We start from the raw sequence: 15,274 nt of genomic DNA, 5'->3' as shown, positions 1-15,274 counted from the left end.
AAAACGACAACAACTGCTAGTTAGTTGGGCTGGATGCGCCTAGTTGAGCAGGGCGTCGACGAAGGCTTCGGCCTCGAACGGCGCGAGGTCGTCCGGGCCTTCGCCCAGTCCAACAAGCTTGACCGGCACGCCGAGGGCCTTTTGGATCGCGACGACGATCCCGCCCTTCGCGGTACCGTCCAGCTTCGTAAGCACGATTCCCGTGATGTTGACTACCTCGGAGAAGACCTTGGCCTGGTTCAGGCCGTTCTGTCCGGTGGTCGCATCCAGTACGAGCAGGACTTCGTCCACTTCGGCCAGCTTCTCGATGACGCGCTTGACCTTGCTGAGCTCGTCCATGAGGCCAACCTTGTTTTGCAAGCGGCCGGCGGTGTCGATCATGACGACATCCACTTCCTGCTCAATGCCGGACTTGACGGCTTCATAGGCGACAGAGGCTGGGTCTGCGCCGACGACGTGCGACCTGACGGTTGCGACGCCGACACGCTGGCCCCACGTAGCGAGCTGCTCGGCAGCCGCTGCGCGGAAGGTGTCGGCGGCGCCCAGCAGGACGTCCTTGTCTTCGGCGACGAGAACGCGCGCCAGCTTGCCGACGGTGGTGGTCTTGCCCACCCCGTTGACGCCGACGACGATCATGATGGCCGGGTGGGCTCCCTTGCGTTCCACGTTCAGGCTGCGGTCCATCGTGGGATCCACGAGCTTGATGAGTTCCTCGCGCAGGAGGGCCTTGACATCCTCGGGGCTACGGGTGCCTTGGACCTTGACCCGCGCACGCAAGGCATCGACCAGCTGCATGGTGGGCTCGGTGCCGAGGTCGGCGAGCAGCAGTGTCTCTTCGACTTCGTCCCAGACGTTTTCGTCGATCTTGTCGCTCGAAAGCAGGGCCAGGAGACCCTTCCCGAGAATGCTGTTCGATTTGACCAACCGCGCGCGAAGCCGGTTGAGGCGGCCCTCGACAGGCGCAGGGGTCTCCACCTGGATAAGTTCCAGTCCCGCGGCGTCGTCCGGAACGTCGGTCTCCGGTACGGCGAGGTCGGCGGGTTCGACGACGGGCCCGGGCGCCGTGCGATCCGGCGCGGTCCCGGGGGCGTCGTCGACGATCGTTCCGCCGCCTGCCGGCGCCTTGTCGGCGGGGTCGTTGGCGTCGCGCTTTCCAGCGTAAGTCGAGGAGGACTTCCGCGCCTTGAGCAGGACAGGAATCAGCCCTCCGACCACCACGATGGCAGCGACAATGGACAAAATAATGGGGAGGAGATCGTTCACTCCCCTAGCTTCTCACAAAGCTAGACCTCGGCACCGAGCCTTTGGCTGATGACGGTGGACACGCCGTCGCCCCGCATAGTCACTCCGTAGAGGGCGTCCGCGACTTCCATGGTCCGCTTCTGGTGCGTAATGACAATCAGCTGGCTGGACTCGCGCAGCTCTTCGAAAATCGTGATCAGCCTGCCCAGGTTCGTATCGTCCAACGCGGCTTCCACTTCGTCCATGACGTAGAACGGCGAAGGCCGCGCCTTGAAAATCGCCACGAGCAGCGCGACAGCCGTCAACGACCGTTCGCCACCGGAAAGCAAGGACAACCGCTTGATCTTCTTCCCGGCAGGCCGTGCCTCCACCTCGATGCCGGTGGTCAGCATGTCATCAGGGTCCGTCAGCACCAACTTGCCTTCACCGCCGGGGAAGAGCCGCGCAAAGACGTGGTCGAACTGTTTGGAGGTATCGGCGAAGGCCTCGGCAAAGACCTGCTGGACGCGGTTGTCCACCTCCTTGATGATGTCCAAAAGGTCCTTGCGACTGGACTTGAGGTCTTCCAGCTGCGTGCTCAGGAATTGGTGGCGCTCCTCGAGTGCGGCGAATTCCTCAAGCGCCAGGGGGTTCACTTTGCCAAGGGCTGCGAGGTCCCTTTCGGCCTTGCGGAGCCGTTTCTCCTGCTCGGCGCGGACGAAGGGAACACCCTCGACGATGGCGTTCCCGTCCTCGTCCACCGGCGCGCGGAGTTCGGCCCACTTGTCCACGGCAGCCGCGGGCACGGGAACGGGCTGCTCCGGACCGAAGTCGGCCACGAGTTGTTCCGCCGACAGGCCAAGCTCCTCGATGGCGCGGGTTTCCAGCGTTTCGATCCTGAGCCGTTGCTGGGCTCGCGCGAGTTCGTCGCGGTGGACGGAGTCCGTCAGTCCCGCCAGCTCCTGGGCCAACTTCTCATTGCTGCTCCGGACATCAGCGAGTTCCTTTTCGCGCTGCTCCCGGACGGCCTCGGCGACGTCCCGGGCGCGGGCGGCCAGGTCCACTGACACGTCAACGAAACGCACGGTCTGTTCGACGGCGGAAGCAACGGCGGAAGCCCGCTCGGCTTGCGCTTTGCGACGCAAGGCCCGGCGCGCAGCTTCCTCCCGTGCCCGCCGTTCGCTCGCGGCGGCCCGCTCCAAGGAGGCGGCCCGGTTGCTGGTCGCGGCGAGCTGTTCTTCAGCGCTCCGCAAGCCCAGCCTGACCTCCATCTCACGGGACCGTGCTTCGCTGGCAGCCCTGGCCAAGGCATCGCGTTGCTCCGTGGACGGCTCTTCCTCCTGGGGGGCCTCTTCTGCTGCGGCCAACCGTTCCGCAGCAAGCTCAAGGGACTCCTCTGCCACGGCGATGTTCAGTTCGGCCTTGGCGATGGACTCCGCCATTCGATCGCGCTCCGCGACGGCGCTGCGCAACTGGGAATTCAAGTGGCCAAGCCGTTCGGCGACGGCAGCCAGGCGGGCATCCGAATCGTGGAGTTTGTCGAGCGCCGCGTTCGCCCGTTCCTGGGCATCGGCCCGGCGTGCTTCGGCTCCAGCCAGGGCGAACTTTCCCCGCTCAAGACGGGTGGCGAGCTCCAGGAGCCGGGCATCGGCGTCGTCCACTGCGGCCTGGACTTCAAGGAGCGACGGCGCCGTGGCCGATCCACCGTCCACCGTCAGTGCCCTGAAGACATCTCCTTCCCGGGTCACTGCGGTAAGCCCCGGGTTGCCGGCAATGAGGCTGGCCGCCGTTTCCAAGTCGTCGACGACGGCGGTGGACGCCAGGAGGGTCATGACGCCTCTCGCTTCGGGAGCGTCAGCCGCCACCAACTCGGCGGCCCAGCGAGCGCCGTCGGGCAGCATCGGCGACTCCGGCAGGCCAGCCTCGGGACCCGCAGAGGGCACAGCGCCTGCCACCAAAAGCGAGGCGCGTCCGGCGTCGGCGTCCTTCAAGAGCCGCATCGCGGCGACGGCCCCCGCGCCGTCCGCCACCACGACGGCGTCGGAAGCACTGCCAAGTGCTGCGGCCACGGCAGTCTCATACCCGGGCTCCACCCTCAGGAGGGAAGCGAGCGGGCCCAACACACCGGGGTGGTCCGAGGACAGAAGCCGCGAGGAGCCATCCTTGCGGTTGAGTCCAAGCTGCAAGGCATCACGGCGGGCGGTGAGCGCATCGCGTTCGCGGACTTCATCGCGTTCGGCAGCCTTCAACGCCTCAATCTCGGCGTTGATCTCGTCAAGAAGGGCGCTGGCGTCTTCGTATTCGGCGTCGAGGCTTTCTTCGCCGTCTTCGACGCCGGCCACTTGCGACTCGAGGGCCGTAAATTCGCTTTGCGCGTGGCGACGACGTTCCTCACCGGCTGCCAGCGATTCCCTGAGCCTGCCCCGCTCAGCCTCGGCCGCCTCGGCCCGGGAGCGTGCGGCGGCCAATTGACCGACGAGTTTCGCGAGGCCTTCACGGCGATCGGCGGCGGCCCGCAACACGGCAGTCAGGCGTTTGTCCTCGGCGGCGGCCAGGTTCTCGGCGTCCTGTTTGGCTGCGGTTGCCTCAAGCAGGCCCGCTTGCTTCGCCAGGATGTCGTGCTCGAGCTCCGATTGTTCCTGCCGGACCCGGGCGGCCTGCCGGTCCAGATGGTCCGGATCGCGGCCTGAATCCGGGGCGGCGTCGGAGGCGCCAAGGAGGCGGCGACGCTCGGTCGCGAGCGATCCCAGGGCGCGGAGCCGGTCCCTGGTTGCGGACAGCTGGTACCAATCGTCCCTGGCCGCATTGAGCCGGGGTGTCGCCTCGGCCGCGAGCTGCTCGAGGCGGATCTGGCGTTGGCGGCCTGCAGCGAGCTCCGCTTCTACTACCTCGCGGCGCTCTTTCAACGCGGCCTCGTCGGCGACATCCTTCTCCAACGCCCGGGTGTGCCGGACGAGATCATCGGCCAGCAGCCGGGACTTGGCGTCGCGGACGTCGAACTGCACGGTCTGGGCGCGGCGGGCGACTTCGGCCTGCTTGCCCAGCGGCGTGAGTTGACGACGGATTTCCGCCGTGAGGTCACCAAGGCGTTGCAGGTTCGCCTGCATGGCTTCCAGCTTGCGGACGGTCTTTTCCTTGCGACGCCGGTGCTTGAGGATACCTGCGGCTTCTTCAATGAATCCCCTGCGGTCCTCAGGGGTGGCGTGCAGGACGCGGTCCAACTGCCCCTGCCCCACGATCACATGCATCTCCCGGCCAAGGCCTGAATCCGAGAGCAATTCCTGGATGTCCAGGAGGCGGCAGGGCGATCCGTTGATGGCGTACTCGGATCCGCCGGTCCGGAAGAGCGTGCGGGAAATGGTGACTTCGCTGTATTCGATCGGCAGGGCGCCGTCTGCGTTGTCGATCGTCAGGGCAACGTGCGCGCGGCCCAGCGGAGGCCGCCCCGATGTGCCGGCGAAGATGACGTCTTCCATTTTGCCGCCGCGCAGGGTCTTGGCGCCCTGTTCGCCCATGACCCAGGCCAGCGCGTCAACCACATTGGACTTGCCCGAACCGTTGGGGCCAACAACGGCGGTGACGCCCGGCTCGAAGTCGAACGTCGTGGCCGACGCGAACGACTTGAATCCCCGGACAGTCAAACTTTTCAGATGCAAGGTGTTTCGGATCTCTTTCAATGTCGCCGGTGGCTACTTTACGGCTAAATCTACTGCCCGACGGCGGAAATCCCCGGATTTGCGGGGCAAACCGGCGAATCCGCGCTACCAACGGCCGTTGCGCGGCTTCGGCTGGCAGATCGGGCACGTGTACGAGGAGCGGTTCATGAATTGCTCGCGTTTGATCACACCCGGAAGTCCAACGGCGGAACACCGCCTGCACGGCTCGCCCGCCCGTCCATAGGCATCCAAGGACCGGGCGAAGTATCCCGAAACTCCGTTGACATTGACGTAAAGCGAATCGAAGCTCGTCCCGCCGGCTGCGAGGGCGTCGCTCATGACTTCCTTCGCGGCATCGACGAGCCTCACGGCATCGGCCCGCTTGAGGGTGTCTGTCGGTTTGGCATAGTGCAGCTTGGCCCGCCAGAGCGATTCGTCGGCGTAGATGTTGCCTATCCCGGAGATGACTCCCTGATCCAACAGGGCCCGCTTGAGCCCGGTCTTGCGGGCTTTGACCTTGCGGTAGAAGTCGTCAAAGGAAAAGTGCGGGTCCAGCGGATCGCGGGCGATGTGCGAGGCTTCTTCGGCAATTTCCGGGAGGGGTGTCTCGCCCTGGCCGCCGGGACCGCCGTCGGAGGTCGGTACAAGCGAGGTGACAAACAGTCCGCCGAAGATCCGTTGGTCCACGAACCGCAACTGCTCCGGCATGCCATCCGACGTGCTGAGGCGGAAGCGGACTTTGAGGTGCTTCTCGTCCGGAACCCCCGGATCCTGCATGAGGAGCTGCCCGCTCATACCGAGGTGCGCCATCAGCGCGACGCCGGGGACCGCTTCGCCGGGGATCATTTTGCCGGACACAGCCCCGCCGGTGCCGCCGGGTTCCTCGGTCCGCAGGGGCATCCACAGGAACTTGCCGCGCCGGACGACATCCAAAACCGTGGAGTTCTCAAGGTTCCCGATGAAGTCTTCCGTGCCCAACGCGTGACGGCGGATGGAACGGGGATCGAGCACCTCCACGTCAGTGATGGTCCGGCCGCGCACCCAGCGTGCCAGGCCGCGGCGGACCACTTCGACTTCGGGCAGTTCCGGCATGTGAAGAATCAGGCGCTGTGCGCGGGATCAGCCGGAGAGTCGGCTTTGCCATTCAGCGCGACCTTGCTGTTAAGGGTGCGCCACGCATCTGCTGCGGCTTCCTGCTCGGCTTCCTTTTTGGAGTGGCCCGTGCCTTTGCCGTAGGCGGTGCCGCCGATCTGGAGCACTGCCTCAAAGCTGCGCGCGTGGTCCGGGCCGGAGCCTTCGACTGCATAGTAGATGGACCCGAGCTGACGGCTTGCGGCAAGCTCCTGCATGCTGGTCTTCCAGTCGGTGCCGGCGCCAAGTGCTGCGGCATCCTTGAGCAAGGGTCCAACGAGCCGCATCACGAGCTGCCGGGCGGTCTCAATGTCGTTGGAAAGATACGTGGCGCCGATGAGCGCTTCCATGGTGTCCGCAAGAATTGAAGACTTGTTCTTACCGTCGGTGAGCCTTTCGCCCTGCCCGAGGTAGATGAATTCGCCGATTCCGAGGTCCCGGCCGATACCCGCCAGCGCGCGGGTGCTCACGACGGCGGAGCGTCGCTTCGCGAGTTCGCCCTCCGGAAGCGCCGGGTTGTCGCGGTAGAGCGAATCGGTCACGGAAAAGCCCAGGATGGAGTCGCCCAGGAATTCGAGGCGCTCATTGGTGGGAATCCCACCATTTTCATACGCGTATGAACGATGTGTCAGAGCAAGACGAAGCGTCTCGGCGTCAATGGAGACACCGAGACGCTTCAGAAGCTCTTCAGTTGAAGACATCCTTGTCAGCCTTGTGGCGGATTTAGACGTCTGCGACCTTGCGGCCCTTGTATTCAAGGAACAGCGCGGTCCCGGCAGAGTCGGTGACGACCTTTGCCTGGTGCGGCAGGCTGTAAACAACCTGGCCGTTTTCGATGGTCTTGACCAAGTTGGGGGCAGTTGCCTTCCACTGGGCACGGCGGGCGCGTGTATTTGCGCGAGACATTTTCCGCTTGGGAACAGCCACGGCTATCTCATTTCTCTTTTAGTCAACACTTACTAATCAGTTTGCCGGTCGGTCTTAGCCAGTTCAGCTAGGGCAGCCCAGCGAGGATCCAGGTCCTCGTGGTGGTGCCCCGGCTCGTCTTCCAGACGCACTCCGCAGATTGAGCAAAGGCCCTGGCAGTCTTCCCGGCACACCGGCTGGAACGGCAGCATGGTTACAACCGCGTCCCGCAACACCGGTTCAAGATCGATTAGATCGTGCTCGACTCGACGTTGCTCTTCATCGTCTTCTTCGTCCGAAAGCTCGACGCCTTCATAGAAGAAAAGTTCTTGCACATTGACCTCAAGGTCATACGCAAGGGGATCCAGGCATCGTCCGCATTCGCCCTTGACTTCAGCGAACACAGTTCCAGATACCAGAATTCCTTCGTGTACGGCCTCAAGCCTCAAGTCGAGCTCGATATCCGAGCCTTCCTGAACGCCAATGAGTGCCACGCCAAGGTCACTTGGCGCGGGTACATGTTCCGTGAGCGTCCGCATGCTTCCTGGACTACGTCCGAGGTCCTTGACGTCCAGCGTCAAGGGCGAACTTGCATCTCGCTTAATGAGAACTCCTGTAGAACATATGACCGACGTACCATCTTAGCCTGAACGCGCGAGCGGACTCAAACCGGGTCAATTACAACGCGTTCTGCCCGAGGTACCGATCCAGCTTACCCGTTGCCGGGCTACTCCGCTGCCGACCCGCCAGCAAGGAGCCTCCTGAGCACCGATTTAGGCACGAAATCGGAGACATCCCCGCCCAGGAGGGAGATTTCCTTGATGAGCGTGGACGACAAATGCAGGTAATGGGCCTCCGCCGGAAGAAAGACGGTCTCGACGCCGGACAACTGGCGGTTCATGGTGGCCATGGGAAGTTCGTAGTCAAAATCCGAGGACGAACGCAAGCCCTTCACGATCGCCGAAATTCCCCGGTGCCTGCAGTATTCGGCGAGCAGTCCCTCACCCATGGGCTCCACGATGATCCCCCGCAAGGAAGCCAGGGTCTCCCGGGCCATGTCCATGCGTTCTTCCAAGCTGAAGCGGTACTTCTTCGCGTAGTTGGTGGACACCGCGACGACGACTTCATCGAACAAGCCGGCGGCCCTTGCGATGACTTCCAAATGTCCGTTGTGGATAGGGTCGAAGGAGCCAGGGCACACAGCGCGTCTCATGGTTCGAACCTACCCCATCCGGGGCCGCAGGCACTATGGCGATACCATGGCTGAAACGGCGGGCCGGACGAGCCGGAAGCCAGCACCCAGGAAGGCAACCCCACAGTGACGAGCCCGGCCTCTCTCAGCCAGAACACGTCCGCCGCGCCATGGCAGCGAGCCGCCAGCGGAGCCAACCTGCTTTCGGCCGACGGCAGCCTAGGAGTGACCATCTTCGAAGAAATGACCACCCTGGCGATGTCCACCGGCGCCATCAACCTGGGCCAGGGATTCCCGGACGAGGACGGGCCGGCGGAAATCAAGGCAGCAGCCCAGGCGGCCATTACGGCGGGAGCCAACCAGTACGCTCCCGGCAAGGGCATCCCTGAACTTCGCGAGGCCATCGCCGCACACCAGGAACGCTTCTACGGACTGACCCCGGACCCGCAGACGGAAGTCGTTGTGACCACCGGAGCCACCGAGGCCATCGCCGCCGCATTGCTCGCATTCATCGAGCCCGGCGACGAGGTCCTGACTTTCGAGCCCTTCTATGACTCTTATGGCGCCATCATCGGACTTGCCGGGGCCAAGCATGTGACCGCTCCCTTGCTGGCACCGGACTTCCTTCCGGACGTGGATGCCATGGAATCGGCATTCAGCGAGCGCACCAAGGTTGTGCTGCTCAACAACCCGCACAATCCCACGGGGGCGGTCTTCCCGCGCGAGGTGCTGGTACGCGTCGTCGAACTCGCCCGGAAATACGATGCCGTGATCCTCAGCGATGAAGTCTACGAGCACCTCACCTTCGGTGTGCAGCACCTTCCGGTCGCCGGTATCCCCGGAGCGGCCGAACGAAGCGTTACGATTTCCTCGGCCGGCAAGACGTTCTCGTTCACCGGCTGGAAGATCGGCTGGCTCAGCGGACCCGCCCACCTTGTGGCGGCGATCCGCACCGTCAAACAATTCCTCAGCTACAGTTCCGGCACCCCCTTCCAAAGTGCGATCGCAGTGGGCCTTGCCCTTCCCGATGAGTTCTATAGCGGTATCGCGTCCACCCTCCAGCACAAGCGGGACATCCTGGCCGAGGGACTGCGGGCCGCCGGCTTCGGCGTCTACACGCCGCAGGGAACATACTTCATCAATGTGGACACCGCGCCCCTCGGCATCAGGGACTCCGTGGACTTGGCACGAAAGCTTCCGGAGCTCGTAGGAGTGGCCGCCATCCCTGTACCCGTGTTTTGCCACCCGGAAGGCGCGGAGAGGACGCGCAGCCTGCTCCGGTTCGCGTTCTGCAAGAAGACCGAAGTATTGGAAGAAGCGGCCGCCCGGCTGGCCACCCTGCGGAACAAGCTCTGACCGTGTCAACGGGGCAAAATCACGAGGGGCGTCGATTCCTGCGGGCCACCGGCCAGCATGCCGCAATCGAAGCCGACACGCTGATCGACGGCGCCTACATCCTGCGCATCGGCGACGCCGAGCAATCCCATGTCAACCTCGCGGAACCCGCGGAAATCTTCTACGAATACCTGCGCAGGATCGGCCATGTGGTGGATCTGGCCGCGCCGGCCGGACAAGCAATCACTGCACTTCATCTCGGCGCTGGGGCCTTGACCCTGGCCCGCTATATCCAGGCGACGAGGCCAGGTTCGGAACAACACGCCGTCGAACTCGAACGTGAATTGCTCGACTTCGTGCTGCAGAAGTTGCCCATGCCTGACGGCACCCTTTTGGAGACCCATATCGGCGACGCGCGCGAAACACTCGCCGAACTGCCCTCGGAACTCGAGTTCGACGTCGTGATCCTGGACATCTTCTCCGGTCCCGAGGCTCCGGCGCATATCGCCTGCCAGGAATTCTATGAAGAGGCCGCGGCGCGGCTCCGGCCCGATGGAGTGCTCATCGTCAACGTCGGCGACGAAGCAGCCCTGACCCTGGTACGCAGCCAGGTCGCCGCGATGCGCCGGGCGGTGCCGGACGTTGCCGCGTTCGCTGAGGCTGGCATGTTCGCCGGCCGCTATCCCGGCAACATCATCCTGGTGGGAACGCGCCGGCCGTGGCCGGCTGGCTGGACAGCGGAACTCCTGGCCCGGGGGCCGCACCCGGCGGCCGTACTGAGCGGAGTGGAACTGGACCGGTTGTCGGGCTAGCGCCGGCTTTCGGGCTAGCGCTAGACGGGCTCGGCGAACCAGAGCTTGGTTTCGCCGTACTTTTTGTCGGCAAACCGTTCCAGGGTGTCCGGCCAGTCCGGTTCCGGGGACCGTGAGGAACGCTCGACGACCACCACCGCGCCTTCATCGAGGTGGAAGGCAAGCTTGGTGAGGACAGCCTTGAGGGAAGGCTCATCCAAAGGGTACGGCGGATCCAGGAACACCAGGTCCCAGAGGACGTCATCCGCCGCGCGTTCCAGGAAGGACTCCACTTTGGAACGTAGGACCGAGACAGTCCTTCGCCCCAGCACTTGGTTGGCCATGTCTGCATTTCGCTGGCAGACCTCGGAGGCGCGTGCATCAAATTCCACGAGTTCGGCAGAGCGCGCGCCCCGGCTTGCACTTTCGATGCCGAGAGACCCCGAACCCGCGTAAAGATCCAGAACCCGGGCGTCGTCGATGGCGTCGAGCGCCTCGAGCCGGGAGAACAACGCTTCCTTGACGCGGTCCGTCGTGGGCCGGGTGGCGTTTCCGGGGACGCTGACCAGCGGGTTTCCGCCGACCACGCCGGCAATGATCCGGCTCACCGGCCACCTCCCGGGGCGGCGCACCCAGATGTGCCTTCAGGCGTAGATTCCTTAGCCGCGTTCAAGGAACGCCTCCTTTTCGGGGTTCAGATACTCGTCAATTGCGGCGGCCAAGGCCTGATGGCCCTCCAGTCCGGGATCGTTGGCAACGAGCCACTGGGCATCGGTGCGGGCGCGGGCGATCACGTCCTCATGCTCCAGGACCCGCAACAACTTCAGGGTCGAGCGCCCGCCGGATTGCGAAGCGCCCAGGATATCGCCTTCCCGGCGCAGCTTGAGGTCTTCCTGGGAAAGCTCGAAGCCGTCGGTAGTGGAAGCAACGGCATCCAGGCGCCTGCGGCTTGGGTGGCCGGGTTCGAGCGTCGTGACCAGCAGGCAAGTCCCCGGAAGACCACCGCGGCCTACCCTCCCACGCAACTGGTGGAGTTGCGAAATGCCGAAGCGGTCGGCGTCGAGGATCACCATCAGGGTGGCGTTATGGACGTCCACGCCCACCTCAATGACCGTGGTGGACACCAATAGCTGGGTCTGGTTGGCGGTGAACGAGGCCATGGTTTCGGACTTGAGTGCCGGATCCTGCCGTCCGTGGAGGGGCTCCACCCGGACGCCGCGCAGGGCGGGCTCCTGGCTGAGCGTTTCAACGACGGCGGTCACCGAGGCGAGCTCGCGCGCGGGGCCTTCCTCCGAAAGTTCGGCGTCGCTGGGTTCCGCTTCACCCGGGCTGAAGTCGCCGTCGTCGTCGTCTCCGATCTTGGGACACACGACGTACACCTGGTGGCCGGCGTCGATCTCTTCCCGCGAGCGTTTCCAGATCCTGGCCGCCCAGCCCGGGTTTTCGGCGAGCCCGACGACATGGGTGGAGATGGGCGCCCGGCCCGCAGGAAGTTCGTCCAGCACGGAGGTTTCGAGGTCGCCGAAGACGGTCATGGCAACAGTGCGCGGAATCGGGGTAGCCGTCATCACCAACAGGTGGGGTGGCCGGTTGGCCTTGGCCCGCAGGGCGTCGCGCTGCTCCACGCCAAAGCGGTGCTGCTCATCCACCACGATCAGGCCGAGATCCTGGAACGAGGTCTTGTCACTCAGGAGCGCATGGGTGCCGATCACAATGCCGGCGTTGCCCGAGGCCGCGTCCAGCATGGCTTGCTTGCGGGCAGCTGTCGGCATCGAGCCCGTCAGCAAGGCGACCTGGACCGTACCGGGTCCACTCCCGGGCTCGCTGTCCAACAATCCGGCCCCGCCCAGCATCCCGGCACCTCCGAACAAACCGTCGCGGGACAGCGTGCCCAGGGTCTTCCGGATGGAATCAAAGTGCTGTGCCGCGAGGACCTCCGTCGGGGCAAGCAGCGCCGCCTGCCCGCCGGCATCCACCACTTGCAGCATGGCCCGCAAGGCGACGATCGTCTTTCCGGAACCAACTTCGCCCTGCAACAAGCGGTTCATGGGCGAGTCCTGTGCCAGCTCGTGGGAAAGCGTCTTTCCGACGGCGGCCTGGCCGGCAGTCAACGTGAACGGAAGCTGCCCGTCGAAGGCAGCGAGGAGCCCTTCGGGCACCGGCCGACGAGCGGTGGCCTCCTCTGCGGCCAACTGGGCCCGCCGCCGTGCCAGCGCAGTCTGCAGAACCAGTGCCTCCTGGTAGCGGAACCGGTCACGGGCGCGCTGCCAGTCAGCCGCCGTTTCCGGAGAATGGATCAGCCGGTACGCGTCCCCCACCCCCAGGAATTTCTCCCGGAACACGATTTCGGCAGGCAGCGGATCCTCGATGCTGTCCACATCGATGGTGTCCAGCAGCGTGGTGATGACCTTGTGGATGGACCAACTGGTGAGCTTCGCCGTGGCCGGATACACGGGAATGGGCATGGCTGCAAGCTTTTCCGGATCGACGGAACCGGCCAGCTCCGGATCCTCGTCGAGCAGCATGAAGTCCGGATTGGTCATGCCCAGCGATCCGCCGTAGCGGCTGACCTTGCCGGAGAACATCACCCTGCGGCCCGGTTGAAGCTCATTGCGGGCGCGGAAGCCGTTGAAGAAACTGATCTTCAAGGTTCCGGGAATCTGCTCACCGCTGGCCTCGTCCGTCACCACGACGTCCGTCAACGATCCGCGCCTTGCCCGCATTTGGCGGGTTGAATTGGACAGCACCCTGGCAATGAGGGTGGCCTCTTCATCCAACGGCAGTTTACTGATGGGCGTCAGCTCCCCGCGGCTCAGGTAACGACGGGGAAAGTAGTTCAGGAGCTCCCCGACAGTGTCCAAGCCAAGGTGCTTCTCGATGACGGACGCGGAGCGTTTGCCGATCCTCCGCTCGAGGGGAAGGTGAAGCTCAGTATTCATGCCCGTGCAGGCCTGCCGGAAGGCCTGGGTCGCGCGGCATGGAGAGCTGGCTGACGGAGATATCGGTGGGCTCGCCGAGCGAGCGGATGACTGCCACGGCGGATTCAGCTTCCGGAACGTGGACGTGGACGCGCCACCGGTAGCTGGCTTCTGCGGCGTCCTCGTCGTCATCGTCGTCGTCCCCGCCATCATTCGGTCCCGATGGGCCGCTCGCGCTGCCCACTTGGCTCATGATGACGGAGTCGCCAAGTTCGTCCAGCCGCTGACGGAGCGTGGCAGCGTCCAACGGTGAAAGGCTGATGGTGCACATGACCTCGACGCCGTCGTCGTCGGGCATTCCCGCATGGATGTGCGGATCCTGCAGGTCATAGCCGTGCAGCCCGTCCAGGAGCTCATCCTGGAGTTCTTCCCCAAGCACAGCCGAACGCAGGCAGTCCAGGATCAAGAGCATGCCCACCCCACCCGCATCCACTACGTGCGCGTCGTGCAGCGGCGCGAGTTGGTCCTCGGTTTGCACCACAGCATCCAGCGCGGCATTGACGGCGGCGTCCAGGGCAAGGCCCAGCGCCTGGTTGCTGTCGTCGCCGTTGTGGGCACTATCGCATTCGCCTGCCGCCCTGGCGGCAGCCTCGAGAACGGAGAGCATGGTGCCCGGAACCGGCTCGCTCAAGGCCGACCATGCCCTGATCTGGGCCCGGTTCAGGGCTGCGGCAAGCAGGGGCGCACTGAGGCGGGTGTGCCCGACCAGCGGCTCGGCCATTGCGCACAAAAAGACAGCAAAGAGTGTTCCGGAGTTCCCCCGGGCCTGCTCCATCGCCACCCGTCCGGCCGCGGCCAGAACGGCGCCGACGTCGTTCACCGGTTCGTCGGCGATGGAACGATCTGCGAATGATGCCGCGGCGGAGCGGACAGTGAGGTAGAGGTTCGTGCCGGTGTCGCCGTCGGCCACCGGGAAGATATTGATGGCGTTGAGGCGGTCGCTGTGGTTCCCGAGCGTCGTCTCCGCTTTGCCCAGCCACCGCTTCATGGCGTGCGTATTGGCGGCAATCTTAGTCTGCAAAGTGATCCCATCCCACGGTGTCAGCGGGCATTCCCGCTATCCGGACGCCGCTGTGCTGTCCTTCGGCAACGGCCTGGATCGAGCCTATCGCAGTGAAGCCGGAAGGTAGCTGAACATCTGCTGGAAATGTCACCAGCAGGCCGTGGTCCTCTCCCCCGCCCAGGATCCAGTCCATGGGATCGCGGCCAAGGGGAGCCGAGGCAGCTTCCAAGGGTGCGGCGAGTGCCTTGAGCGCGATGGGATCGAGGTCGAGCGCGACGCCGCTGGCTTCGGCAAGGCGGGAGCCGTCGCGCAAGAGCCCGTCGGAGACGTCCATCATGGCCGTCGCTCCTGCCTTGGCAGCCTGCGGGCCTGCGGCGAGGGGCGGCTGCGGCCGGCACTGGCTGTCCATGAGTGCGCGCTGGGCGGCGTCCAGCTTGCCTACGGGTATGGTGCTTTCGAGCAGGGCCAGGCCGGCTGCGGCACGTCCAACAGTTCCGGCAAGGGCCAGAATGTCTCCCGGCCGGGCCCCGGACCGCAAGACAGCAGGGAGTCCGTGCATTGTCCCGACGACGGCGACGGTCACCGCGATTTCGCGGCCGCGGCCCAGGTCTCCCCCGGCAACCGAACAATCGGCAGCCCCCAAGCCGACGATGCCGGCCGTGAGGCCATCCGCGAAGTCCACGACCCACTGCACCGGGGTGCCGGGCGGCATGGTCAAGCTGACGACGAGGGAGACGGCGGTACCACCCATTGCGTTGATGTCGCTGAGATTCTGGGCTGCCGATTTCCAGCCGACGTCATAGCCTGTAGTCCGGTATCCGTTGTTCCATTCCAGGCGGAAGTCCTGGTCCTGGGTCTGGGTGTCGATGGAAATGAGGGTCCGGCCATCCGGGGCGGCGACGACTGCGGCGTCATCCCCCGGCCCGAGCAGCACGCTGTTGCTGTGGTTCAGGCGCGGAAAGATGCGCGCGAGGAGCTCGCCTTCGGAGAGCTCACCGACAGTCTGTTGTTCTTTGGACACAGCTCTACGCTATCGCGAACCGCCGACAACAAAGAGCTGT

13 protein-coding genes are annotated in these 15,274 nt (G+C 64.7%); 2 read left to right on the top strand and 11 right to left on the bottom strand.

Annotation, left to right across the window (positions count from 1 at the left end; translation table 11 throughout):
* Window positions 1–39 precede the first annotated feature (39 nt).
* The 7 genes from ftsY to coaD all read right to left on the bottom strand — a co-directional run bounded on the left by ftsY (window position 40) and on the right by coaD (window position 8,127).
* The gene (ftsY, locus tag AC3WJU_RS01020; RefSeq protein WP_492258917.1) at window positions 40–1,263 is read right to left on the bottom strand and encodes a signal recognition particle-docking protein FtsY; all 1,224 of its coding nucleotides are present in this window, start codon (window positions 1,261–1,263) and stop codon (window positions 40–42) included.
* A gap of 20 nt (window positions 1,264–1,283) precedes the next feature.
* The gene (smc, locus tag AC3WJU_RS01015) at window positions 1,284–4,877 is read right to left on the bottom strand and encodes a chromosome segregation protein SMC (protein WP_492258916.1); all 3,594 of its coding nucleotides are present in this window, start codon (window positions 4,875–4,877) and stop codon (window positions 1,284–1,286) included.
* 105 nt (window positions 4,878–4,982) lie between these two features.
* The gene (gene mutM / locus AC3WJU_RS01010) at window positions 4,983–5,969 is read right to left on the bottom strand and encodes a bifunctional DNA-formamidopyrimidine glycosylase/DNA-(apurinic or apyrimidinic site) lyase (protein WP_284988343.1); all 987 of its coding nucleotides are present in this window, start codon (window positions 5,967–5,969) and stop codon (window positions 4,983–4,985) included.
* Window positions 5,970–5,977: 8 nt separating this feature from the next.
* Window positions 5,978–6,709, bottom strand: coding sequence for a ribonuclease III (gene rnc / locus AC3WJU_RS01005; RefSeq protein ID WP_284988344.1), 732 nt, complete (start codon window positions 6,707–6,709; stop codon window positions 5,978–5,980).
* A 22-nt stretch (window positions 6,710–6,731) separates the two neighbouring features.
* Window positions 6,732–6,935, bottom strand: coding sequence for a 50S ribosomal protein L32 (gene rpmF, locus AC3WJU_RS01000; protein ID WP_028264646.1), 204 nt, complete (start codon window positions 6,933–6,935; stop codon window positions 6,732–6,734).
* Window positions 6,936–6,967: 32 nt separating this feature from the next.
* On the bottom strand, window positions 6,968–7,495 hold the full coding sequence (locus AC3WJU_RS00995) for a YceD family protein (protein ID WP_059387665.1): 528 nt from the start codon (window positions 7,493–7,495) through the stop codon (window positions 6,968–6,970).
* Window positions 7,496–7,641: 146 nt separating this feature from the next.
* Complete coding sequence (coaD, locus tag AC3WJU_RS00990; protein ID WP_059387664.1) at window positions 7,642–8,127, bottom strand: pantetheine-phosphate adenylyltransferase; 486 nt, start codon at window positions 8,125–8,127, stop codon at window positions 7,642–7,644.
* Window positions 8,128–8,232: 105 nt separating this feature from the next.
* On the opposite strand from coaD, the gene AC3WJU_RS00985 reads away from it, so the two are divergent.
* Window positions 8,233–9,462: an aminotransferase class I/II-fold pyridoxal phosphate-dependent enzyme gene (locus tag AC3WJU_RS00985; RefSeq protein ID WP_059387663.1), complete on the top strand. Its 1,230-nt coding sequence runs from the start codon at window positions 8,233–8,235 to the stop codon at window positions 9,460–9,462.
* A gap of 2 nt (window positions 9,463–9,464) precedes the next feature.
* Entirely contained in the window at window positions 9,465–10,253 is a 789-nt protein-coding gene (locus tag AC3WJU_RS00980; protein ID WP_492258915.1) for a spermidine synthase, read from the top strand.
* A gap of 20 nt (window positions 10,254–10,273) precedes the next feature.
* Here AC3WJU_RS00980 and rsmD read toward each other — a convergent pair whose 3' ends face one another.
* From rsmD to thiL, 4 genes are read right to left on the bottom strand one after another with little or no spacing between them, the layout of a single operon-like run.
* Window positions 10,274–10,840, bottom strand: a complete 567-nt coding sequence (gene rsmD / locus AC3WJU_RS00975) for a 16S rRNA (guanine(966)-N(2))-methyltransferase RsmD (protein WP_284988346.1) — start codon at window positions 10,838–10,840, stop codon at window positions 10,274–10,276.
* Window positions 10,841–10,891: 51 nt separating this feature from the next.
* Window positions 10,892–13,171, bottom strand: coding sequence for an ATP-dependent DNA helicase RecG (locus tag AC3WJU_RS00970; protein ID WP_492258914.1), 2,280 nt, complete (start codon window positions 13,169–13,171; stop codon window positions 10,892–10,894).
* Window positions 13,161–14,198 carry a DAK2 domain-containing protein gene (locus tag AC3WJU_RS00965; protein ID WP_492258943.1) on the bottom strand — a complete coding sequence of 346 codons (1,038 nt, stop codon included), beginning with the start codon at window positions 14,196–14,198 and terminating at the stop codon, window positions 13,161–13,163. Before AC3WJU_RS00965 ends, AC3WJU_RS00970 begins: the two co-directional genes overlap by 11 nt.
* Window positions 14,199–14,220: 22 nt before the next feature.
* Window positions 14,221–15,234, bottom strand: coding sequence for a thiamine-phosphate kinase (gene thiL, locus AC3WJU_RS00960; protein ID WP_284988348.1), 1,014 nt, complete (start codon window positions 15,232–15,234; stop codon window positions 14,221–14,223).
* Between the last annotated feature and the right edge of the window lie 40 nt (window positions 15,235–15,274).

The organism is Arthrobacter sp. FW306-1B-F12A, from assembly GCF_058781865.1.
The sequence above is the reverse complement of the archived record's forward strand: the minus strand, read 5'-3'. Positions and strand labels throughout refer to the sequence as shown.

Bases quoted from the DNA above. Each gene is read 5' to 3' on its own strand.
- mutM (WP_284988343.1), bottom strand. From the start codon at position 5,969: ATGCCGGAACTGCCCGAAGTCGAAGTGGTCCGCCGCGGCCTGGCACGC.
- rnc (WP_284988344.1), bottom strand. From the start codon at position 6,709: ATGTCTTCAACTGAAGAGCTTCTGAAGCGTCTCGGTGTCTCCATTGAC.
- coaD (WP_059387664.1), bottom strand. From the start codon at position 8,127: ATGAGACGCGCTGTGTGCCCTGGCTCCTTCGACCCTATCCACAACGGA.
- AC3WJU_RS00970 (WP_492258914.1), bottom strand. From the start codon at position 13,171: ATGAATACTGAGCTTCACCTTCCCCTCGAGCGGAGGATCGGCAAACGC.
- AC3WJU_RS00965 (WP_492258943.1), bottom strand. From the start codon at position 14,198: ATGAAGCGGTGGCTGGGCAAAGCGGAGACGACGCTCGGGAACCACAGC.